Origin of the sequence: Bradyrhizobium sp. HKCCYLS3077, assembly GCF_051167555.1 — a bacterium.
In the GTDB taxonomy this organism is placed as follows: Bacteria; Pseudomonadota; Alphaproteobacteria; order Rhizobiales; family Xanthobacteraceae; genus Bradyrhizobium.
The window spans coordinates 754530-774992 of sequence record NZ_JBNPTH010000001.1 but is presented as its reverse complement, the minus strand read 5'-3'; the positions used below and the strand labels follow the sequence as shown (position 1 = coordinate 774992).

The following is a 20463-nucleotide window of genomic DNA, read 5'->3' as shown; positions in this document are numbered from 1 at the left end:
CGAGGCTGATTCGGCGAGGCGCAGCGGCAGTGTCCCGGGTGCGGCCATATTTCGTATCGTTTCGCGCCGTAGGCTGACGACACTGTCCTCATGACGCCATCATTGCCGTATCATGGCGTCGGATGCGCAGACCACCCACAGGAAATTGTCATGGCACCGACCCGGATCAGGGTTTCAACGGACAGGACAGCTGACATGCCGATCCCAGCTGCGAATGACTCGCGCCGTTCGTGCCGATTCAGCTCCACGCGCGCGCGCCTTGCGGCAATAACCTCAGTAATCGCCATGCTCGCTGCGACTGCAATCGGCGTGCCTCAGTCCGCACACGCGCAGGGCGCCGTGCGCTCGGTGCATGGCGACTGGCAGATCCGCTGCGATACGCCGCCGGGCGCGCAGAACGAGCAGTGCGCGCTGATTCAGAGCGTCGTCGCCGAGGACCGCTCCAATGCCGGCCTCACCGTGATCATGCTGAAGACGGCGGATCAGAAAAGCCGGCTGATGCGCGTCGTCGCGCCGCTCGGCGTGCTGCTGCCGTCCGGCCTCGGCCTGAAGCTCGACAACCAGGATGTCGGCCGCGCCGGCTTCGTGCGCTGCCTGCCGAACGGCTGTGTCGCCGAGGTGGTGCTCGAGGACAAGCTGCTCGGCCAGCTCAAGACCGCGAAGACCGCGACCTTCATCATCTTCGAGACGCCGGAGGAAGGCATCGGCTTCCCGCTGAGCCTGAACGGCCTCGCCGACGGCTTCGACAAGCTGCCGTGACGGGGCGGCACGTCCGCCCGCTTTGACACATTGACGTGATCACGAACGTGATCGCGCGCCTCACCCCGTGGTGTCCAGCGCCAGGGCCATCACCAGCAGCGTCTTGTCGAAGCCGTCGTCGCCGGCCTCGCGCGGCTGCACCGCCTTCAGCAGGAAGCCGGCCTTCTGGTACAGCCGGATGGCATTGGTGTTGCTGCGGTAAACCGTGAGCTCGACGCGCGAGAAGCCCGCCGCCCGCGCGGCCTCCAGCGTGGCCGCCATCAGCCGCCGCCCCAAGCCATGATGCCGGAACTGCGGCAATAGGCCCATGCCGAGCACCCCGACCCGGGCATCGATTGGCCCCGATTTGGGCGTCACATCGCACCAGCCGACGACCTCGCCGGCCGAGAGCGCGACGAATTGCGGGTATCCATCGTGAATGTTGTTCAGAATGAAGGCGCGCGTGGACTCCAGCGGCGGCGCCTGCACGAACGACAGATAGCGCCGCTCGCGCGCGACGAAATCGAGCGTGCGATGGAAGCTCTCGATATGGGTGGCAGTGATGGGAACGATCTCAACCATGTCAGTTCGGTAATCATCCAGCCCCTCGCGCCCCGACGTCAAAACAACTATCTTGGAATGAACGCTCCGACAACGGATTGACCCATGACAGCTCCTACCACCTCCCTGCTCGAGCGCGCCAATCTGGATCGTGATGCGGTCCGGAACGAGATCGCGCGCGGCCTTTCCGGCGCCGATGACGGCGAATTGTTCTTCGAATACAGCCAGACCGAGGCGCTGATGTTCGACAATGGCCGGCTCAAGCAGGCGACCTATGACACCAGCCAGGGGTTCGGCCTGCGCGCGGTCAAGGACGATGCGGTCGGCTATGCCCATTCCTCCGACGTGTCGCTGCCGGCGCTGATGCGCGCGGCCGATGCCGTCAGCGCCGTGCGCGGCGGCTATTCCGGCACCTTCGCGAGCGCGCCGCCGCACACCAATGTTCGGCTCTATGCCGATGACAATCCGCTCGACGCCCCCGGGTTCGAAAGCAAGGTCAAGCTGCTCGGCGAAATCGACGCTTATCTGCGCGACAAGGATCCGCGCGTGCGCCAGGTGACGGTCAGCCTGGGCGCGACTTGGCAGGTGGTCGAGATCCTGCGACCCGACGGCGAGAGCTATCGCGACATCCGCCCGCTGGTGCGCGTCAACGTCTCCGTCGTCGCCGGCCAGGGCGACCGCCAGGAGAGCGGCAGCAAGGGCTATGGCGGCCGCGAGCCTTACGCGCGCTTCATCGAGACCAAGGCGTGGCGCGAGGCGGCCGACGGCGCGCTGCGCGAGGCGCTGGTCAACCTCGAATCCGTCCCCGCCCCCGCCGGCGAGATGGACGTCGTGCTTGGCGCCGGCTGGCCCGGCGTGATGCTGCATGAAGCCGTCGGCCACGGCCTCGAGGGCGACTTCAACCGCAAGAAGACCTCGGCCTTCGCGGGGCTGCTGGGCAAGCCGGTCGCCGCCAAGGGCGTCACGGTGGTCGACGACGGCACCATGGCCTCGCGCCGCGGCTCGCTGTCGATCGACGACGAGGGCACGCCGACCAGCCGCACCGTGCTGATCGAGGACGGCATCCTGGTCGGCTACATGCAGGACCGCCAGAACGCGCGGCTGATGAACATGGCGCCGACCGGCAACGGCCGCCGCCAGGGCTATGCGCATGTGCCGATGCCGCGCATGACCAACACCTATATGCTGGCCGGCGAGCGCGATCCGGCCGAGATCATCGCCTCCGTCAAGAACGGCATCTATGCCGTCAACTTTGGCGGCGGCCAGGTCGACATCACTTCGGGCAAATACGTCTTCCAGTGCACCGAGGCCTACAAGATCGAGAACGGCAAGGTCGGTGCGCCGGTCAAGGGCGCGATGCTGATCGGCAACGGCCCGACCGACCTCAACCGCATCAGCATGATCGGCAACGACCTCGCGCTCGACACCGGCATCGGCACCTGCGGCAAACAGGGCCAGGGCGTGCCGGTCGGCGTCGGCCAGCCGACCTTGCGCATGGATCGCATCACGGTCGGAGGCACCGGACGATGAGCCTCGACAAGATGTCCACGGGCAAGACCGCCACCAAGGCGCCGCGCAAGGATACGACGACCTGGGGCGGACAGATCGCGCAGCTCGCCGCCGTCGTCATGATCGTGTTCGTCGCCAAGGGCGCGATCGCCGAGCCGTTCTACGTGCCGTCGGGCTCGATGGAGCCGACACTCCTGATCGGCGATGCCCTGCTGGCGTCGAAGTTTCCCTACGGCTACGGCACCTCGTCGCTGCCGATGCAGATCACCCTGCCGGAGACCGGACGGCTGTTCGGCGAAACGCCGAAGCGCGGCGATGTCGTCGTGTTCCGCTGGCCGGGCGACAACTCGCAGGCCTGGGTGAAGCGCGTCGTCGGCCTGCCCGGCGACCGCATCCAGATGCGCCAGGGCCAGCTCTACATCAACGGCGAGGCCGCGGCGCTCAAGCCGGACGGCATCGGCGATGCCGAGGACGACAGCGGCCGCAACGAGCCGGCCTATCGCTACGTCGAGACGCTGCCGAACGGCGTGTCGCATTTGATCTTCAAGATGCGTGACAACGGCCGGCTCGACAACACGCCGGAGGTGACCGTGCCGCCGGGCAAGCTGTTCGTGCTCGGCGACAACAGAGACAACTCCGCCGATAGCCGCGTGTCGCTGCGCGACGGCGGGGTCGGCCTATTGCCGATCGACAATCTGGTCGGCCGGGCGGACGCGGTGGTCGGCTCCTGGGACCTCGGCTTCAAGAACCAGCCGGTCTGGGCCTGGCTGTCGGGCTTCCGTCTCGATCGCTTCTTCACCGCCGTTCGCTGAGCGGACGGCGCTCGTGACCTTCGACGATGTCAGGGCGCTCGCGCTGGCATGGCCGGAGGTCGAGGACGGCACGTCCTACGGAACGCCGGCGCTGAAGGTGCGCAAGAAGCTGCTGGCGCGGCTGAAGGAGGATGGCGACAGCCTCGTCCTCCCCGGCGTGCCCTCCGACGAGCGCGCGACGCTGGTCGAGAGCCGGCCAAGACTGTTCTATTTCACCGATCACTATCGCGACTATCCGATCGTGCTGCTGCGGCTGTCCAAGGCGCGGCGCGCCGATGTGGAGCCGCTGCTGCGGCGGCAGTGGCGTGCGCTGGCGTCGAAGAAGGCGCTTGCAGGGTTCGATGGCGGCTGAGCGCTGCCATTTTCCGACATCCATTGCGAGGCGTATGGTGATGTCCGCGTGAGCGGACGGTATTTGCGTGCTATCAAGCGGCATGACCGAGGATGACTTCGTCACGGCAGCGCTCCGCAATCCCGTCAACGCCGCGCTGATGGATCTGCTGCGTGCGACGGCTTTGCCCGACGCGTGGATCGTTGCCGGCTGCCTGATCCAGACAGTGTGGAACGCGCGGAGCGGACGTCCGATCTTTCATGGCATCAACGACTACGATATCTTCTACTTCGATCCCGACACGTCATGGGATGCCGAGGACGCCGTCATCCAACGCGTCGCATCGCTTCTTCAACACCTCGATGCCAAGGTCGAGGTGCGCAACCAGGCGCGTGTGCATTTGTGGTACCCCACCAAGCACGGCCGCCCCTACCCCGCCTTGGCGCGCTCGACCGACGGCATCGACCGCTTTCTCACCGTCAACACGCAGGTCGGCCTCCGGCCAACAGCGGATGGATACCAGCTCTATGCGCCCAAGGGCCTGGACGATATCGAGGCGATGATCGTGCGGCCGAACTACACGGCCAATTTTACGGCGGCGAACTACGCAGCGAAGACGGCACGTTGGAAGGCGCTGTGGCCGGAGATCACGGTCATCGCCCCGGAGGAATGATCCGGCGGGATCGCAACAGCTCTATCCACGCGTCATTCCGGGGCGCGCGCAGCGCGAGCCCGGAATCCATTTCTCGTCAGGGCTCGCGGCCAGATGGATTCCGGGCTCGTGCCGCTGCGCGGCCCGCCCCGGAATGACACCGAATTTGTTGCGCGGCCAGCGCATCCCCATTCACTAGATCGACGTCGTCAGCGCCGTCAGCCACGCCGGCGAGTTCTCGACCAGCCAGGTCTCGAGTTGCTTGTCGGCGCCGCTGAGGATCGCAACTGCCACGACGACGAACGCCGCACCCATCAGCATCTTGCCGAGTTGGCCTGCCGACAGCAGCCGCGCCCGCAGGCGTATCATAGTGGTGCGCGACACCAGTCCGAGCACGACCAGCGGCAGGCCGGCACCGAGCCCGAACGCCAGCATCGTCAACGTCACGCGGACGAGATCCTGTCCTTGCGACGCCAGCAGCGAAGCGGCCCCTAGCGTCGGCCCGACGCAGGGCGACCAGACCGCACCCAGCAGCAGCCCGATCACGAACTGGCCGCTTGCGCCCGACGCCGCGAAGCCTTGGGAATGCTGGTCGGCCCAGCGCTGCACCGGTCCGCCGGCGACCGCGAGTTGCGCCTGCCAGGACGGCACCAGCAGGACAATGCCGATCGCAAGCATGAGGACCGCCGCGACGACGCGGAACACGCCGGCATCGAGGCCAAGACTGCTACCGGCGAGCGCAATGAACAGGCCGATACCCGTGAACGACAGCGCCAGTCCGCCCGCGAGCGCCAGCGCGCCGCGCGGATGCACTGATGCCGCGGCGCCGAGAACGATCGGCACCAGCGGCAGCACGCAGGGCGACAGGATCGAGAGCAGGCCCGCCACGAAGGCCAGCGCCAGCGCGATCATGGCGCGTTACAGGCTCTTGTCGAGCAGCGCCGCGATCGAGGCTTCCTTGGTGTCGCCGACGGAGCGGCCGGTCTCGCTCGCGCCCTTGAAGACGATCAAGGTCGACTGCATCTGAGCGCCAAAGCCTTTCACGACCGGCTTCTGGTCGTCGAAATCGACGCGGAAGATCTTCAGATCCTTGAACTTCGGCTCGGCCGCCAGCCTGTCGATGATCGGCTTCTGCGCCTTGCAGGTCGGACACCAGCCGGCATGGATCTCGATCAGGATCGGCTGGCCGGCGGTCTGCGCCGCCTTGAACGCCGCGTCAGAATAGGGGGTGGTGTCGACTGCGAAGGCCGCCCCCATGCCTACAGCGGCAACGATGGCAGCGACCGCTGCGGTGGCGAAGATTCTGCGCGAAAACATCATGGCTCATCCCGATCCCAGCGTTGCGACAGGCAGCCGGCAGCAAGAGAACTCCGGCGCCGCCATTCACTACGGACGGGACCGATGCGACGTTACGCCTCGATGGAAGAATTTTCGGCGGCTAAGGGGGCGATGCGTCAGCGCACCACGCCGGAGGTAAACCCGGCCCGCCGCCGCGGCGGCTTGATCTCCTTCTTCAGGAAGCAGTGCGCTTCCTTGCCGGCATAGCCGGGGCGGGCGAAGGTCCAGGCGCGGCATTTGTTGTCGCCGGTGCAGGCCGCCTTGCAGATCTCCTCGGCGTCGGCGGCCTTTTCATCCTTCTTGTCGGCCGCCTTCTCCCCACCCTTGTCGGCGGCCTTCTCGGCCTTGTCGCCGCCCTTCAGATCGGTGGTCTTGATGTCGAAGCTGCGATAGTCGCCGCCGGGCCGATCGATCGAGGTTTCCACCGCATCGTTGCGGACCTCGACGACGCCGGCGCCGCGCACACCGGAGACGCAGCAATTATCAGGCACCCGGGCCGGGACGCTGTTCTTCAGCCAGCACACCGCGCCCGCTTCCATCACGGTCGGATAGTTGAAGCTCCAGGCGCGGCAACGCCGGTCGTGCTCGCACAGCAGCGCGCAATCGGCCGGATCGCCCGAGGCGATCGGCGCGCTCATGTAGTCGCCACCGGGGCGGTCGGAATAGGTCTGGGCTTCGGCGGACGTCAGGCAAGCGACGGCAAGCAGGCAAACGAATGCCCGCCTCCATGCCCCGATCAGGCGCCCCGCGCGCCACCGCTGAACCATTGGACCCATTGTTAACGTTCGAGTTTTTCTGACGTATTCTTGGACCGTCATTTGATGGCCACGAACCTGTATGGCCGATGAACGGGAGCGACGGGTCAGAACAGCCGGAGGCAAAGCAGAGGCAAAGAGCGGCCTGACGGCCTTCACGATACACAACGAAACAAAAAACAATGCAGATGCCACGTTCTTCGCGTGGCGGAACCGGCGTGACGCACGCAGCCGCTGAGGCCGCGTGCGCCAAGATGCTCAGCGCAACCGCATCCGGTCAGAACGCATATTCGTCATAGGCCGGCTCGACCGAACCGTGCCAGGGACCGTTGAACTTCTCCAGCATCTCCTCGGCGGGCGAGCGGCCGCAATCGATGATCTGGTCGAGCGGCTCGAGGTAGCGGCTTTCGTCGCGGCCGAGATGATCGACGCGGTTGCGCCGGCGCAGGCCCAGATGCGCCAGGGTCAGGCACTCCTTGGCGACCTCGAACACGTAGCGGTTGCGGATGCGCGCCTTGAAGCCGAGCCGAGGAACGTCGTCGCGGAGATTTTGCCGCTCGAAGGCGGTCCAGTTCTTGACCAGCTCCCAGGCCGCATCGAGGCTCTCATCGTCGTAGAGCAGGCCGACCCAGAACGCCGGCAGCGCTGGCAGACGGCCCCACGGCACGCCGTCGGCGCCGCGCATCTCCAGATAGCGCTTCAGCCGCACTTCGGGAAACGCCGTGGAGAGATGATTGGCCCAGTCCGACAAGGTCGGGCGCTCGCCCGGCATCGCCGGGTTCTTGCCCTCGAAGAAATCGCGGAACGAGGTGCCGGAGACGTCGATATAGTCTTCCTCGCGCTTGACGAAATACATGGGCACGTCGAGCGCGTAGTCGACCCAGCGCTCGAAGCCCATGCCGTCCTCGAACGCCCAGGGAATCATGCCCGAACGCTGATTGTCGGTGTCACGCCAGATCTCGGAGCGGAATGACAGGAAGCCGTTCGGCTTGCCTTCGGTAAACGGCGAATTGGCGAACAGCGCGGTCGCGATCGGTTGCAGCGCCACCGACACGCGCAGCTTCTTGATCATGTCGGCTTCGGAGGAGAAGTCGAGATTGGTCTGCACCGTGCAGGTGCGGAACATCATGTCGAGGCCGTAGCTGCCGACCTTCGGCATGTAGCCGCGCATGATCTTGTAGCGGCCTTTCGGCATCACCGGGATTTCGTCACGCGACCAGGACGGCGTCATGCCGAGGCCGAGGAAGCCGATGCCGAGCGGGGTCGCGATCTCGCGCACCTGCGCCAGATGCGCCATCAGCTCGCTCTGGGTCTGGTGCACGGTCTCGACCGGCGCGCCTGACAGTTCGAACTGGCCGCCCGGCTCCAGCGAAATCGCGCCGCCGCCGGTGACGTCGTAGAGCCCGATGATGTTGCCGCGCTCCATGATCGGCTCCCAGCCGAGCAGGAGCTTCATGCCTTCGAGCAGCGCGCCGATGCCGCGCGCGCCCTCGTAAGGCACGGGGCGATGCCCCTCCAGCGTGAACGGCGTCTTCTCGTGCTCGGTTCCGATGCGGAAGGCGGACGGCGGTTTCACCCCCGCCTCCAGCCACGCCACGAGTTCGTCGCGCGACTGCAGCGGGGTCATATCGATCTGGTCACGCGCCATGGGAGTCTCGGTGGAAGCGCGCGTCGAGGATCGCGCGGGGTGACAGGAACGGCCGCGGCCCCGAGGGGACCGCGGATGTGGATGGCATCGGATGGCTCATCGGGGCGACGCGCCTTCTGCGGCAGAGAGTTGCGCGGCCTGACCGCAGGAACAGCCGAGCCGGTCGAGCAAGGTGCACAGCTTGGCGGCGTCGGCATCCGACAGCTTGGAGCCGACGTGCTTCTCGATCGCGGCCGAATAGGCCGACCACATCCGCTTCTGCAGCTCGCGGCCGGCCTCGGTGATCTCCACGAATTGGCCGCGCTTGTCCATCTTGCATTCGCGCCTGACAACCAGACCTTCGTCGACCAGCCGGTCGATCAGGCGAGAAGTGGAATATTGCGGGATCAGCATCTGCCGCTCGAGCTCGACCGGACGCAGCTCGCCGGACGGAGACCGCGACAGCTCCAGAAGCGCATCATACCAGGCAAGCGGCGGGAAACCCGCCTTCTTCAGCTCCTGTTCGACGCAGTCGAGCACCCGGCTCTGCACCCGCATCAGGCGGATCCAGGCGGCGGTCGCCTCGGTCGATGGTTTGCGTTTCATGGGCCGGCTCGTATCCTCTCGACCGCCGTTCTAGCGCATTTGATGCAGCTGCATCAATCTTGACGATTGGATGCAAATGCATTTAAGGGCCGATCACTGCCCGTCGGTTCCATCAAGAACGATCTCAAGGAGGAATACAGGATGAAACTTTATTATTCACCCGGCGCCTGCTCGCTCTCGCCCCACATCGCCCTGCTCGAAGCCGGCCTCCCCTATGATCTGGTCAAGGTCGATTTGCGCGCCAAGACCCTGGAAAATGGCGACGATTATCTCAAGATCAATCCGAAGGGCCAGGTGCCCGCCGTGGGTCTGCCGAGCGGCGATGTCGTCACCGAGGGACCGGTGATCGTGCAAATGATCGCCGACCAGGCCACGGACAAGGGCCTGGCACCGGCGCGCGACAGCGGCGAGCGGTACAAGCTGCTGGAGTGGCTGAACTTCATCACCTCCGAGCTGCACAAGAATTTCGGACCAATGTTCTCCCCGGTGCTCGCCGACGACGCCAAGGCGTTCTTCAGGGACCGGGTGATGGGCAAGTTCAAGTACCTCGACGGCCAGCTCGCCGGCCGCGAGTACCTGATGGGCAGCCAGTTCACGGTCGCCGATGGCTACCTATTCACGATCCTGACCTGGGCGGACCGGATGAAGTTCGATCTGTCGGGCATGCCGAGCCTGGTGGCCTACAAGAACCGCGTCGCGGCCCGGCCGAAGGTGCAGGAGGCGCTGACGAAGGAAGGGTTGATGAAGGCGGGGTGAGCGATCGCCTTTGAGGAAACGACGGTGCCGCTCCAAAGCCGGTGAGCTCCCCTCCCCCTTGCGGGGAGGGGTTGGGGGTGGGGGTCCACACGGGGACTCTGACTGATTTCCCCTTCCAGTGATCGCTAGCTTGAGAGCCCCTTGGGGATAAGCACGCGATTGTAGCAAGCTCTGTTCGTGCTGAGAGCGAAGATAGGAGAGGTCTTCACGAATGAGACCTTTTCCTGAGACCCCCACCCCCGACCCCTCCCCGCAAGGGGGAGGGGAGTTCACCGCGGGCGCTGCGCCATCCGAGTTTCCTCAGGAGCAGCGTACGAGCGACTGTTAAGCCGCGGCCTTCTTCGGCGGGAACCGGCCGTAGAAGGTTTCGTTCTTGGCGGCCATGTCCTCCAGCAGCTTCGGCGGGGCGAAGCGGGAGCCGTATTTCGCCGTGTATTTGTGGCACAGCTCGACGAACTTTTTCGTCCCCATGAAGTCGATGTAGGACAGCGTGCCGCCGGTGAACGGGGCGAAGCCGAAGCCGAGGATGGAGCCGACGTCGGCCTCGCGCACGTCGGTGATGACGTGGTCCTCGACCGTGCGCGCGGCTTCCACCGCCTGCACCACCAGGAAACGTTGCTTCAGCTCCTCGACATCGAGCGTATCCGGATCGAGATGCTTGGGCTGCAGCTTCGCCAGATCCGGCCACAGGCTCTTCTGACCCTTGCCCTTCTCGGGATAGTCGTAAAAGCCCTTGCCGTTCTTGCGGCCGAAGCGGCCCTGCTTCTCAACCAGCTCGACCATCAGCTTCTTGTGGTCCTGGTTGATTGCGTTGGCGCCGAGATCGTGCTCGGTCGCCTTCATGATCTTGAGGCCGAGGTCGAGCGCGACCTCGTCGGACAACGACAGCGGACCGACCGGCATGCCGGCCATCTTGGCGGCGTTCTCGATCATCGCGGGCGGCACGCCTTCGAGGAACATCTCGTTGCCCTCGGCGATGTAGCGCATCACGCAGCGATTGGCGAAGAAGCCGCGGGAATCGTTGACCACGATCGGGGTCTTGCCGATGGTGCGGACGTAGTCGAGCGCGGTCGCCAGCGCGACGTCGCCGGTATTTTTGCCCATGATGATCTCGACCAGCATCATCTTCTCGACCGGCGAGAAGAAGTGGATGCCGATGAAGCGGCCCTGGTCCTTGAACTCCTCGGCCAGCGAGGTGATCGGCAGGGTCGAGGTGTTCGACGCGAAGATCGCGCCGTCCTTCAGATGCTGTTGCGCCTTGGCGTAGGTCTCGGCCTTGACCTTGCGGTCCTCGAACACGGCCTCGATGACGAGGTCGCAATCCTTCAACGCGGCATAGTCGGCGGTCGCGGTGATGCGGCCCATGATCGCCTCGGCCTCGCCGGGCTTGGCGCGGCCCTTCTTGACGAGGCCGTCGATCACGCTCTGCGCGTGCGCGCGGCCCTTGTCGGCGCTCTCCTGGTCGCGGTCGATCAGCACGACCTCAAGGCCGCCACGCGCGGAGACGTAGCCCACGCTCGCGCCCATGAAGCCGGCGCCGATCACGGCGATCTTCTTGATCTTGGTCGCCGGCACATCGGCCGGACGGCGCGCGCCCTTGTTCAACTCCTGCATCGACAGGAACAGGCTGCGGATCATCGCCGCCGCTTCCTTCGAGCGCAGGATGTAGCTGAAATAGCGCGACTCGACGCGCAGCGCGGCGTCGATCGGCAGCTGCAGGCCCTCATACACGCAGCTCATGATGGCGCGCGCGGCCGGATAGTTGTCGTAGGTCTCGCGGCGGTAGATGGCGTTGCCCGCCGGGAACATCATCATGCCGTTCTTGGAGAACACCGGGCCGCCGGGCAGCTTGAAGCCCTTCTCGTCCCACGGCGCGACAGCCTTGCCGCCGCCCTTGATCCAGTCCTTGGCGGCCTTGATGAGATCCGCCGCCGGCACGATCGCGTCGACCAGCTTCAGCGCCTTGGCCTTGTCGAGCGTCAGCGCCTCGCCCTTCAACAACAGGTTCATCGCGTCCTGCGGCTGCACGATGCGCGGCACGCGCTGGGTGCCGCCGGCGCCGGGGAACAGGCCGACCTTGATCTCGGGCAGGCCGAGGCGGGTCTTCGGGTTCTCGGCCGCGACGCGGTGGTGGCAGGCGAGCGTCAGCTCGAAGCCGCCGCCGAGCGCGAGACCGTTGATCGCGGCGACCCACGGCTTGCCGGAGGTTTCCATCGCCCGGTAGATCTGCGAGAAGCGCCGGCTGTTGTCGAACAGCATCTGGTTGGCGGCTTCCTCGCCCTTGCTCTTCAGCACCTCGAGATAGGTGCGGTTCATGCCCTCGAGCATCGACAGATCGGCGCCGGCGCAGAACGCTTCCTTGGCCGAAGTAATGACGACACCCTTGATCGCAGCGTCAGCGGTGGTGTCCTTAACGAGCGTCTCGAGCTCGATCGCCGAGGTCTCGTCGAGCACGTTCATCGAACGGCCCGGAATGTCCCAGGTGATCAGCGCAATGCCGTCGGCATCGGTTTCGAGTTTGAAGTTCTTGAAGGCCATGTGGTGCTCCCAGATACGAAGGGGGCGTGCTGATCCAGCATCAGCCCCGGGGGGATTTCTGCCCCCCTCCCCCTTGCGGGGAGGGGTTGGGGGTGGGGGTCCTCACGGGGACTGGAGCGCGTGGCACCCCCCTCCCCGACCCTCCCCCGCAAGGGGGGAGGGAGCCCACCGTCACACCCGCTCGATGATGGTCGCGGTGCCCATGCCGCCGCCGATGCACAGCGTGACCAGCGCAGTGGCCTTGCCGGTGCGCTCGAGTTCGTCGAGCACGGTGCCCAGGATCATCGCGCCGGTGGCGCCGAGCGGATGGCCGAGCGCGATGGCGCCGCCATTGACGTTGATCTTGTCCTTGTCGATCTCGAACGCCTGCATGTAGCGCAGCACGACGGATGCGAACGCCTCGTTGAGCTCGAACAGGTCGATGTCGGACTTTGTCATGCCCGAACGCGCGAACAGCTTCTCGGTCACGTCGACCGGACCGGTCAGCATCATCGCCGGCTCCGAGCCGATATTGGCGAAGGCGCGGATCTTCGCGCGCGGCTTCATGCCGTACTTCTCGCCGGCCTCCTTGCTGCCGAGCAGCACCGCGCCGGCGCCGTCAACGATCCCCGAGGAATTGCCGGCGTGATGCACGTAGTTGACGCGCTCGATCTCCGGATGCGACTGCACCGCGACCGCATCGAAGCCGCCCATCTGCGCCATCGCCGCGAACGACGGCTGCAGCTGCGCCAGCGACTGCATCGTTGTCGAGGGACGCATGTGCTCGTCCTTGGCGAGGATGGTCAGGCCGTTGATGTCCTTGACCGGCACGACCGACTTGCTGAAGCGCCCCTCTTCCCAGGACTTGGCCGCGCGCTGCTGGCTCTGAACCGCATAGGCATCGACGTCGTCGCGCGAGAATCCGTATTTGGTCGCGATCAAATCGGCCGAGATGCCCTGCGGCATGAAGTAGGACGGCACCGCCATCGAGGGGTCCATCGGCCAGGCGCCGCCGGAGGCGCCGATGCCGACGCGGCTCATCGATTCCGCGCCACCGCCGATGACGAGCTCATGCTGGCCGCTCATGATCTGAGCGGCGGCGAAGTTCACGGCGTCGAGGCCGGAGGCGCAGAAGCGGCTGATCTGCACGCCCGGCACGGCCTCGCCGAGGCCGGCGTTCAGCGCGGCGAAGCGCGCGATGTCCGAGCCGGCCTCGCCGACGGGATCGACCACGCCGAGCACGACGTCATCCACGGCGTCCTCGGGAATGTTGTTGCGGTCCTTGAGCGCCTTCAGCGGCACGGTGGCGAGCGCGAGCGCGGTCACCTCATGCAGGGCGCCGTCGGACTTGCCGCGGCCGCGGGGAGTACGCACGTGGTCGTAGATAAAGGCCTCAGGCATCACGCCCTCCTCATCTGGTCCAGTTTGTCGTTGTCAGCATAAGGCGAAGGCCGGCACGCACCGCGCACCGGCCTTCTCCGAAATCAGAAGGCTTCCGCCGGCAATTCCATCACGGTCGCGCAGCCGGCCTGCAGGCGGGCGAGATGCGCCGCCGTCTCGGGCAGCACGCGCTCCATGAAGAAGCGGCCCGTCACCAGCTTGGTGGTGAGATAGGTCGAGCTGTCGCCGGCGGCGATCTTGTCCTGTGCCACCTTGGCCATCTTCGCCCACATGTAGCCGAAGGTGACCAGCGCGAAGAGATGCATGTAGTCGGTCGCCGCCGCACCGGCATTGTCCGGCTTGGTCATGGCGTTCTGCATCAGCCAGGTCGTGGCCTGCTGCAGATGGCCGAGCGCCATCGACAGCGGGGTGATGAACGGCTTCATCGCGTCGTTGCCGCCGTGCTCCTTGGCAAACGAGCCGACCTCACCGAAGAACGCCATGACCGCGCGGCCGCCGTCGCGCGGCAGCTTGCGGCCGACGAGGTCCAGCGCCTGGATGCCGTTGGCGCCCTCATAGATCATCGCAATACGCGCATCGCGCACGAACTGCTCCATGCCCCACTCGGCGATGTAGCCATGGCCGCCATACATCTGCTGCGCCTGGACGGCGTTGGCGAAGCCCATGTCGGTCATGTAGCCCTTCATGACAGGGGTCATCAGGCCCATATGATCATCGGCCGCTTGGCGGTCCTTCGGATCCTGCGAGCGATGCGCGACGTCGCTCTTCAGCGAGGTCCACACCACCATCGCGCGCGCGGCCTCATTGAAGGCGCGGATCGACAGCAAGGTGCGGCGCACGTCCGGATGCACGATGATCGGATCGGCGGCCTTGTCCGGCGCCTTCGGGCCCGTCAGCGAGCGGCCCTGGATGCGCTCGCGCGCATAGGCGACCGCGTTCTGATAGGCGACCTCGGACTGCGCGAGACCCTGAACGGCGACGCCGAGCCGGGCCTCGTTCATCATCACGAACATGCCCTGCATGCCCTTGTTCTCTTCGCCGATCAGCCATCCCGTGGCGTTGTCGTAGTTCATCACACAAGTCGAGTTGCCGTGGATGCCCATCTTGTGCTCGATCGAGCCGCACATCACGCCGTTGCGGGCGCCAACCGTTCCGTCCGGATTGACCAGGAACTTCGGCACGACGAACAGCGACACGCCCTTGATGCCGGCCGGCGCGCCCTCGATGCGGGCGAGCACGAGATGGATGATGTTGTCAGCGAGATCGTGCTCGCCGGCGGAGATGAAGATCTTGGTGCCGGAGATCTTGAAGCTGCCGTCGTCCTGGCGCACCGCCTTGGTGCGCAGCAGGCCGAGATCGGTGCCACAATGCGGCTCGGTCAGGTTCATGGTGCCGGTCCATTCGCCGGCGATCATCTTCGGCACGTAGGTCTTCTTCTGCTCCTCGCTGCCATGCACGATCAGCGCAGCGGTGGCGCCCATGGTGAGGCCGCCATACATCGAGAACGCCATGTTGGCGGAGCACTGGAATTCGTTGACGGTCTGGCTCAGCGTCACCGGCAGGCCCTGCCCGCCATATTCCGTCGGCGCCGACAGGCCGAGCCAGCCGCCGTCCTTGATCTGCTTGTAGGCGTCCTTGAAGCCCTTCGGCGTGGTGACGCTGCCGTCGTCATGCCGCTTGCAGCCTTCGAGGTCGCCTGTGCGATTCAGCGGGTGCAGCACTTCCTCTGCGAGTTTGGCGGCCTCGCCGAGGATCGCCTCGCGGACATCGGCCGAGGCATCGGAGAAGCCCGGCAGATTGTCGTAGCGATCGATCTGGAACACGTCGTTGAGCAGGAAGGTCACATCTTCCACGGGGGCTTTGTAGATCGGCATCGGCGTCTCCGGCAGGAAGGCTGAAGTTTCAGACTGAGTTTGCGGACGCGGCGGATAATGCAGGCCGCGGACTGTAGCGATTTCGAGGGACTTGCGGCAGCCGTTGATTTGCGGCTGTCGGTCGCGTCGCGAGTGTGTGTCAGGAGGGTTTGGTCATCGCCGCCAATTGCTCACCCATGAGGCGGTGCAGCAAATTGATCGCCTTGAGCGGGCGCACCATCACCTTGAAGTGAGTAATCAGGCCGGCCTCGTCGAAGGTGATGATATCGACGCCGTTGAGCTTGATGCCTTCGATCTCGTTCTCGAATTCGAGCACGGCGCCCGTGGCGTTACGCCACTCCCCGACATACTTGAATCCGGGACCACCCAACACTTTCTCAGCACTTGCGAGATATTTGAACGTGATGTCGCGGCCGCGCTGCGGCGTGTGCACGACGGGACTTTCGAACACGGCGTCCGGATGCAGCAGCTCCCGCAACGCACCGAGATCGTGAGACCTCATATAGCCGTACCATCCGTCGAGGCCGGTCTTTGTCATTGGGCGTCTCCTCGGGGCGGAACAGGCCAGCACCACAACCACCCCATATGCACATTGACGCATATGCGCCGATGTGCATAATGTCAAGCGTGGAACGGGGCGGACAACGATCAGAAAAACGGGAGCAGTTTCCGGCCATGGCCCTCGGCGACGCCATCCTTGCCTGCCTCACTGAACATCCGATGACGGGCTACGAGCTCGCCAAGACGTTCGATTCCTCGATCGGCTTTTTCTGGAAGACGGACCATCAGCAGATCTACCGGGAGCTCTCCCGGCTGCGCGACCGCGGCTACATCCAGGGCCGCGAGGTGGTGCAGACGGGCAAGCCGAACAAGCTGGTCTATACTCTCACGCCCGAGGGCCGCGCGGCGTTCCGCGCCTGGGCGGCACGGCCAAGCACGCCGGCTTCGACCAAGGACGATCTGCTCGTCCGGCTCTACGCGCTGGGAGCCGCCGACATTGCACCAATCCGGGCCGACCTGATGGCACGGCTCGAGCATCACCGCGACCGCGCCGAGCGCTATGATCGCATTCTCAAGAAGCACTATGCGGACGGCAGTGTCGCGCCGGGCGACATGGGCAAGCTGCTCAACTTGCGGCTCGGCCTGCGCCACGAGCGCATGGTGGCGGAATGGTGCGAGGAAGCGATCACCGCGCTGTCGGCTCTCTCCACCACCGGCGGCGTGCGGCCGCTCGACTCCTCCCGTGAAAGCGCCGGATAATCCGCGTCTTGCGAGCGCCGTCGCAAAAGTTCTGACCGCGCCCGCGGTAAACTTAACTCGTTATTTACCGTAAAAGTCAAAAGTCGGGACCTGAAGCAGACGATCTGCGCGGACCCGTTCATGTTCACGTCCGGGACGCGTGGGGAGGCTGGAGGCGCTGGGTGGAGCGCTGGAAGCGGAACCGGACGAGACATGAATTCGCGCGTACCGTGGAGTAATGAAGGCATCGACCCGTCCGTCCGCGAGAGGGCCGAGGCCGCGGCGCAACGCGCCGGCATGACGCTGGCCGACTGGATCAACTCCACGCTCGGCGCTTCTGCTCCGCCGGATTTCCGCGGCAGCCACGCACCGCGCAGCGCGGCGCCGGTCAGCCGCGACGCCCGTGAGGTTGCCGACATTCATCAGCGGCTGGATTCGATCGCCCGCCAGATCGAGCAGATGTCGCGTCCAGGCCCTCGCAAGGACGCACCGCGTGACGAACAGGGCGTGGCGCGCCAGCTCAATGACGCCATCTCCCGGCTCGACGCACGCTTGTCGCAAATCTCGACGCCGCTGCGCGCAGCCCACACCGAGGACCGCTTTCGCGGGCCCGATGGCGTCGAGCGCGCCGCGGCACAGCTTTATCGTCCCGCACAACCGCTGAGTGCCGGTTCGTTCGATGTGGCCGTGGCCGAGATCAGCGCCCGCCAGAGCGAACTCGACAATGCGCGCCCGCTGCCGCCGCATCAGGCGCCGCCCACGGCGCCCGCGATGGCACCGGCCTCCGCCCCCTTGATGACGCCGGCCAGCGCGCCGCAAGCCGCGTCGGCCAGCACCGCGCCCAGCAGCGACTTTTCCCTGCTCGAACGGCATCTGCTGAAGATCACGAGCCAGATCGAGGCGCTGCATCGTCCCGAGGATGGGATCGAGCAGTCGATCGCCGGCTTCCGAACCGAGCTCTCCGAGATCCGTCTCGCCATCACCGAGGCGATGCCGCGGCGTGCGATCGAGTCGATCGAGAACGAGATCCGTTCGCTGTCGCGTCGCATCGATGAGAACCGCCAGAGCGGCGTCGACGGCCAGGCACTGGCCGGCATCGAACGCGCGCTGACCGACATCCGCGAGGTCGTCGGCTCGCTCAAGCCCGCCGAGCAGCTCGCCGTCTATGACGAGGCGATCCGCAATCTCGGCGCCAAGCTCGACCTGATCCTGCGCAGCAATGACGACCCCGGCACGGTACAGCAGCTCGAAAGCGCCATCGCCGCGCTGCGCGCGATCGTCGCCAATGTCGCCTCGAACGATGCGCTGGAGCGGCTGTCCGACGATCTGCGCCAATTGTCGTCGAAGGTCGATCAGGTCACCCAGGCACGCGACAACCAGGACTCGTTCCAGAATTCGTTTGCCGCGCTCGAACAGCGCATCGCGGCGCTGACCTCGACTCTTGAAAATCGCGAGCCGCCGGCCGCGGCGCCCGATCACAGCGCCCAGATCGAGGATGCGCTGCGCGGCCTGTCCGACCGCATCGACCGCCTGCAGGTCGGCAATGACGGCTCGTCGGCGATCGCGCATCTCGAACAGCGCATCAGCTACCTGCTGGAGCGCCTCGAGGCCGCCAACGACCCGCGCGGCGGCAACATGTCCCGCGTCGAGGACGGGCTGCAGGACATCCTGCGCTATCTCGAACGCCAGCAGGCGACCTTCGCGGCCCTGGCCGAAAGCCGCTCCCAGCGCGAGTCGTCGCAGGACGGCGGCCTGATCGACATGGTCAAGCGCGAGCTGTCGGATATCCGCTTCAGCCAGACCGAGACCGATCGCAACACACAGGACTCGCTGGAAGCCGTTCACAACACGCTCGGCCATGTCGTCGACCGCCTCGCGATGATCGAAGGCGATCTTCGCAACGTGCGCACGACCGCGATCCCGCCCGCCCCGCCGCTGGTCCCCGCGATCGAGCCGCAGATGCCCGCGCCACGGGCGCCCGCGCCGCAGGTCTTCGCCGAGCCGCCCAAGCCCGAACCGGCCTACCGGCCGGAGCTGCCGAATCCGGCAGCCGCCCAGCCCGCCGCTCACATCGTCAACGCGGCGCAGGGCCAGCAGACCTACGCGGCTGCGCCGCGCGACTTCCATGCGGCAGCGGCACCATCGCCGGCTCCGATGCCGCCGCCGATCCCGCCCAAGGCGATCGCCGACATCCTCGAACCGCATGCCGCGCAGGCCGCTCAGGCGGCGGCCCGCCCTGCCGCGATCATTCCCGAGTTGCCGCCGGATCACCCACTCGAGCCGGGCACGCGCCCGCCCGGCCGGACCGCCTCGCCCGCTGAACGCATCGCCGCGTCCGAAGATGCGCTGAGCGAGTTGCCGGCCGGCAAGCGCGAACCCGTCTCGACGTCGAGCTTCATCGCCGCCGCGCGCCGCGCTGCCCAGGCGGCGGCTGCCGCGCAGCCGGTCGACGCCAAGAAGGCGAAAAAGGACAAGCCGAAGGAAAAGGAAAAGGCCAAGGAGCCGCCGAAAGAGGTCGTCAAGGAACCGGCCAAGGCCAAGGTCAAGGAGAAGACCAAGGAGAAGCCAACGGTCGCACTCACGGCCGAAGGCGACGAGGAGGTCTCGACGATCGGCTCGAAGATCCGCTCCCTGCTGGTCGGCGCCAGCGTGGTCGTGATCGTGCTCGGCACCTTCAAATTCGCGATGTCGCTGCTCGACAGCGGCAGCACGCCGCCGCCCGTCTCCCCGATGGAGACCCAGGGCGAGGCGCCGCGCGCGCAGATGCCATCGGCCTCGCCGAGCCTGTCGCCGCGTCCGACGACGCCCGACCAGAATGGGCCGTCGCTGACCTCTCCGACGCCGATCGATCGCCAGTCCTATAACCGGGCGATGCCGAGCGAGGCGGAGACGATCGCGATGCTCGCGATCCCCCAGGACATCGAGAAGCCGGCGACCGTTCCGGCTGCTGCAACGTCCGACATCACCGGCACGGTTCCGACCGCAGCCAACGGCCAGAAGCTCGGCCTGGTGCAGGTGCCGGCATCCGAGAAGCTGCCCGATGCCATCGGCGGCCTCGCGCTGCGCGGCGCAGCCCTCAAGGGCGATCCGACGGCGGCCTACGAGGTCGGCGTCCGCTTCGCCGAGGGCAAGGGCGTCGGTGCGAACTACGAGGAGGCCGCGAAATGGTATGACCGCGCCGCGCAGGCCGGACTCATTCCAGCCGTGTTCCGCCTCGGCACCTTCTACGAGAAGGGCCTCGGTGTGAAGAAGGACCCGGACATCGCGCGCCGCTACTACGTCGTGGCCGCCGAGCGCGGCAACGCCAAGGCGATGCACAATCTGGCGGTGCTCGACGCCGACGGCGGCGGCAGGGGCGCCAACTACAAGAGCGCCTCGCTCTGGTTCCGCAAGGCCGCCGAGCGCGGCGTCGCCGACAGCCAGTTCAACCTCGGCATCCTCTATGCGCGCGGCATCGGCGTCGAGCAGAACCTCGCCGAGTCCTACAAATGGTTCAGCCTCGCGGCCTCGCAGGGCGACGCCGACGCCGGCCGCAAGCGCGACGACGTCGCCAAGCGGCTGGATGCGCAGTCGCTCGCCGCAGCCAAGCTGGCGATCCAGACCTTCACGGTCGAGCCGCAGCCGGACGACGCGGTCAACGTTCCGGCGCCGGCCGGCGGCTGGGACGGCAACCAGGCGATCGCCAAGGCTGCCGCGGCCAAGGCCGCACTCGCGAAGCGCGCCGCCGCCACTCCAGCGCGTTGATCC

The 20463-nt window shown here is 66.2% G+C and carries 18 protein-coding genes; 8 read left to right on the top strand and 10 right to left on the bottom strand.

Annotated elements, in window-relative coordinates; all coding sequences use genetic code 11:
* Positions 1–150 precede the first annotated feature (150 nt).
* Positions 151–759 carry an invasion associated locus B family protein gene (locus ACQR0Z_RS03375; protein WP_434917685.1) on the top strand — a complete coding sequence of 203 codons (609 nt, stop codon included), beginning with the start codon at positions 151–153 and terminating at the stop codon, positions 757–759.
* Positions 760–819: 60 nt separating this feature from the next.
* Here the strand turns inward: ACQR0Z_RS03375 and ACQR0Z_RS03370 are convergent, their stop codons facing one another.
* Positions 820–1320 (bottom strand): GNAT family N-acetyltransferase, encoded by a 501-nt coding sequence (locus tag ACQR0Z_RS03370; RefSeq protein ID WP_434917684.1) that lies wholly within the window; start codon positions 1318–1320, stop codon positions 820–822.
* A gap of 84 nt (positions 1321–1404) precedes the next feature.
* On the opposite strand from ACQR0Z_RS03370, the gene tldD reads away from it, so the two are divergent.
* The 4 genes from tldD to ACQR0Z_RS03350 all read left to right on the top strand — a co-directional run bounded on the left by tldD (position 1405) and on the right by ACQR0Z_RS03350 (position 4624).
* Complete coding sequence (gene tldD, locus ACQR0Z_RS03365) at positions 1405–2829, top strand: metalloprotease TldD (protein ID WP_434917683.1); 1425 nt, start codon at positions 1405–1407, stop codon at positions 2827–2829.
* Positions 2826–3620: a signal peptidase I gene (gene lepB, locus ACQR0Z_RS03360; RefSeq protein ID WP_434856403.1), complete on the top strand. Its 795-nt coding sequence runs from the start codon at positions 2826–2828 to the stop codon at positions 3618–3620. Before tldD ends, lepB begins: the two co-directional genes overlap by 4 nt.
* 13 nt (positions 3621–3633) lie before the next feature.
* Positions 3634–3972 (top strand): MmcQ/YjbR family DNA-binding protein, encoded by a 339-nt coding sequence (locus tag ACQR0Z_RS03355; RefSeq protein WP_434917682.1) that lies wholly within the window; start codon positions 3634–3636, stop codon positions 3970–3972.
* Positions 3973–4054: 82 nt separating this feature from the next.
* On the top strand, positions 4055–4624 hold the full coding sequence (locus tag ACQR0Z_RS03350; protein WP_434917681.1) for a nucleotidyltransferase family protein: 570 nt from the start codon (positions 4055–4057) through the stop codon (positions 4622–4624).
* Between the two features lie 174 nt (positions 4625–4798).
* Here the strand turns inward: ACQR0Z_RS03350 and ACQR0Z_RS03345 are convergent, their stop codons facing one another.
* From ACQR0Z_RS03345 to ACQR0Z_RS03325, 5 genes are all read right to left on the bottom strand, one after another.
* Positions 4799–5515: a cytochrome c biogenesis CcdA family protein gene (locus ACQR0Z_RS03345; RefSeq protein WP_434917680.1), complete on the bottom strand. Its 717-nt coding sequence runs from the start codon at positions 5513–5515 to the stop codon at positions 4799–4801.
* Positions 5516–5521: 6 nt separating this feature from the next.
* Positions 5522–5923: a thioredoxin family protein gene (locus ACQR0Z_RS03340; RefSeq protein ID WP_434917679.1), complete on the bottom strand. Its 402-nt coding sequence runs from the start codon at positions 5921–5923 to the stop codon at positions 5522–5524.
* A 134-nt stretch (positions 5924–6057) separates the two neighbouring features.
* Positions 6058–6708, bottom strand: a complete 651-nt coding sequence (locus tag ACQR0Z_RS03335) for a PAN domain-containing protein (protein ID WP_434917678.1) — start codon at positions 6706–6708, stop codon at positions 6058–6060.
* A 265-nt stretch (positions 6709–6973) separates the two neighbouring features.
* On the bottom strand, positions 6974–8344 hold the full coding sequence (locus ACQR0Z_RS03330; protein ID WP_434856409.1) for a glutamate--cysteine ligase: 1371 nt from the start codon (positions 8342–8344) through the stop codon (positions 6974–6976).
* 96 nt (positions 8345–8440) lie between these two features.
* On the bottom strand, positions 8441–8929 hold the full coding sequence (locus ACQR0Z_RS03325) for a MarR family winged helix-turn-helix transcriptional regulator (protein ID WP_434877838.1): 489 nt from the start codon (positions 8927–8929) through the stop codon (positions 8441–8443).
* 141 nt (positions 8930–9070) lie between these two features.
* On the opposite strand from ACQR0Z_RS03325, the gene gstA reads away from it, so the two are divergent.
* Positions 9071–9685 carry a glutathione transferase GstA gene (gene gstA, locus ACQR0Z_RS03320; RefSeq protein WP_434917677.1) on the top strand — a complete coding sequence of 205 codons (615 nt, stop codon included), beginning with the start codon at positions 9071–9073 and terminating at the stop codon, positions 9683–9685.
* Positions 9686–10009: 324 nt separating this feature from the next.
* Here the strand turns inward: gstA and ACQR0Z_RS03315 are convergent, their stop codons facing one another.
* The 4 genes from ACQR0Z_RS03315 to ACQR0Z_RS03300 form a co-directional block, all read right to left on the bottom strand.
* Entirely contained in the window at positions 10010–12223 is a 2214-nt protein-coding gene (locus ACQR0Z_RS03315; protein WP_434917676.1) for a 3-hydroxyacyl-CoA dehydrogenase NAD-binding domain-containing protein, read from the bottom strand.
* Positions 12224–12394: 171 nt separating this feature from the next.
* Positions 12395–13603: an acetyl-CoA C-acetyltransferase gene (locus tag ACQR0Z_RS03310; protein WP_434917675.1), complete on the bottom strand. Its 1209-nt coding sequence runs from the start codon at positions 13601–13603 to the stop codon at positions 12395–12397.
* An 83-nt stretch (positions 13604–13686) separates the two neighbouring features.
* Complete coding sequence (locus tag ACQR0Z_RS03305; RefSeq protein WP_434917674.1) at positions 13687–15477, bottom strand: acyl-CoA dehydrogenase C-terminal domain-containing protein; 1791 nt, start codon at positions 15475–15477, stop codon at positions 13687–13689.
* A 139-nt stretch (positions 15478–15616) separates the two neighbouring features.
* Positions 15617–16015, bottom strand: coding sequence for a nuclear transport factor 2 family protein (locus ACQR0Z_RS03300; RefSeq protein WP_434856415.1), 399 nt, complete (start codon positions 16013–16015; stop codon positions 15617–15619).
* A gap of 137 nt (positions 16016–16152) precedes the next feature.
* Between ACQR0Z_RS03300 and ACQR0Z_RS03295 the strand changes: the two genes are divergently transcribed.
* Positions 16153–16737, top strand: coding sequence for a PadR family transcriptional regulator (locus ACQR0Z_RS03295; protein WP_434917673.1), 585 nt, complete (start codon positions 16153–16155; stop codon positions 16735–16737).
* Between the two features lie 192 nt (positions 16738–16929).
* The gene (locus tag ACQR0Z_RS03290) at positions 16930–20460 is read left to right on the top strand and encodes a hypothetical protein (protein WP_434917672.1); all 3531 of its coding nucleotides are present in this window, start codon (positions 16930–16932) and stop codon (positions 20458–20460) included.
* Positions 20461–20463: the final 3 nt, after the last annotated feature.

Bases quoted from the DNA above. Each gene is read 5' to 3' on its own strand.
- ACQR0Z_RS03310 (WP_434917675.1), bottom strand. From the start codon at position 13,603: ATGCCTGAGGCCTTTATCTACGACCACGTGCGTACTCCCCGCGGCCGC.
- ACQR0Z_RS03295 (WP_434917673.1), top strand. From the start codon at position 16,153: ATGGCCCTCGGCGACGCCATCCTTGCCTGCCTCACTGAACATCCGATG.
- ACQR0Z_RS03290 (WP_434917672.1), top strand. From the start codon at position 16,930: ATGAATTCGCGCGTACCGTGGAGTAATGAAGGCATCGACCCGTCCGTC.
- ACQR0Z_RS03325 (WP_434877838.1), bottom strand. From the start codon at position 8,929: ATGAAACGCAAACCATCGACCGAGGCGACCGCCGCCTGGATCCGCCTG.
- ACQR0Z_RS03315 (WP_434917676.1), bottom strand. From the start codon at position 12,223: ATGGCCTTCAAGAACTTCAAACTCGAAACCGATGCCGACGGCATTGCG.
- ACQR0Z_RS03350 (WP_434917681.1), top strand. From the start codon at position 4,055: ATGACCGAGGATGACTTCGTCACGGCAGCGCTCCGCAATCCCGTCAAC.
- ACQR0Z_RS03330 (WP_434856409.1), bottom strand. From the start codon at position 8,344: ATGGCGCGTGACCAGATCGATATGACCCCGCTGCAGTCGCGCGACGAA.
- ACQR0Z_RS03300 (WP_434856415.1), bottom strand. From the start codon at position 16,015: ATGACAAAGACCGGCCTCGACGGATGGTACGGCTATATGAGGTCTCAC.
- lepB (WP_434856403.1), top strand. From the start codon at position 2,826: ATGAGCCTCGACAAGATGTCCACGGGCAAGACCGCCACCAAGGCGCCG.
- ACQR0Z_RS03340 (WP_434917679.1), bottom strand. From the start codon at position 5,923: ATGATGTTTTCGCGCAGAATCTTCGCCACCGCAGCGGTCGCTGCCATC.
- ACQR0Z_RS03345 (WP_434917680.1), bottom strand. From the start codon at position 5,515: ATGATCGCGCTGGCGCTGGCCTTCGTGGCGGGCCTGCTCTCGATCCTG.
- ACQR0Z_RS03335 (WP_434917678.1), bottom strand. From the start codon at position 6,708: ATGGTTCAGCGGTGGCGCGCGGGGCGCCTGATCGGGGCATGGAGGCGG.
- ACQR0Z_RS03305 (WP_434917674.1), bottom strand. From the start codon at position 15,477: ATGCCGATCTACAAAGCCCCCGTGGAAGATGTGACCTTCCTGCTCAAC.
- tldD (WP_434917683.1), top strand. From the start codon at position 1,405: ATGACAGCTCCTACCACCTCCCTGCTCGAGCGCGCCAATCTGGATCGT.
- ACQR0Z_RS03375 (WP_434917685.1), top strand. From the start codon at position 151: ATGGCACCGACCCGGATCAGGGTTTCAACGGACAGGACAGCTGACATG.
- gstA (WP_434917677.1), top strand. From the start codon at position 9,071: ATGAAACTTTATTATTCACCCGGCGCCTGCTCGCTCTCGCCCCACATC.
- ACQR0Z_RS03370 (WP_434917684.1), bottom strand. From the start codon at position 1,320: ATGGTTGAGATCGTTCCCATCACTGCCACCCATATCGAGAGCTTCCAT.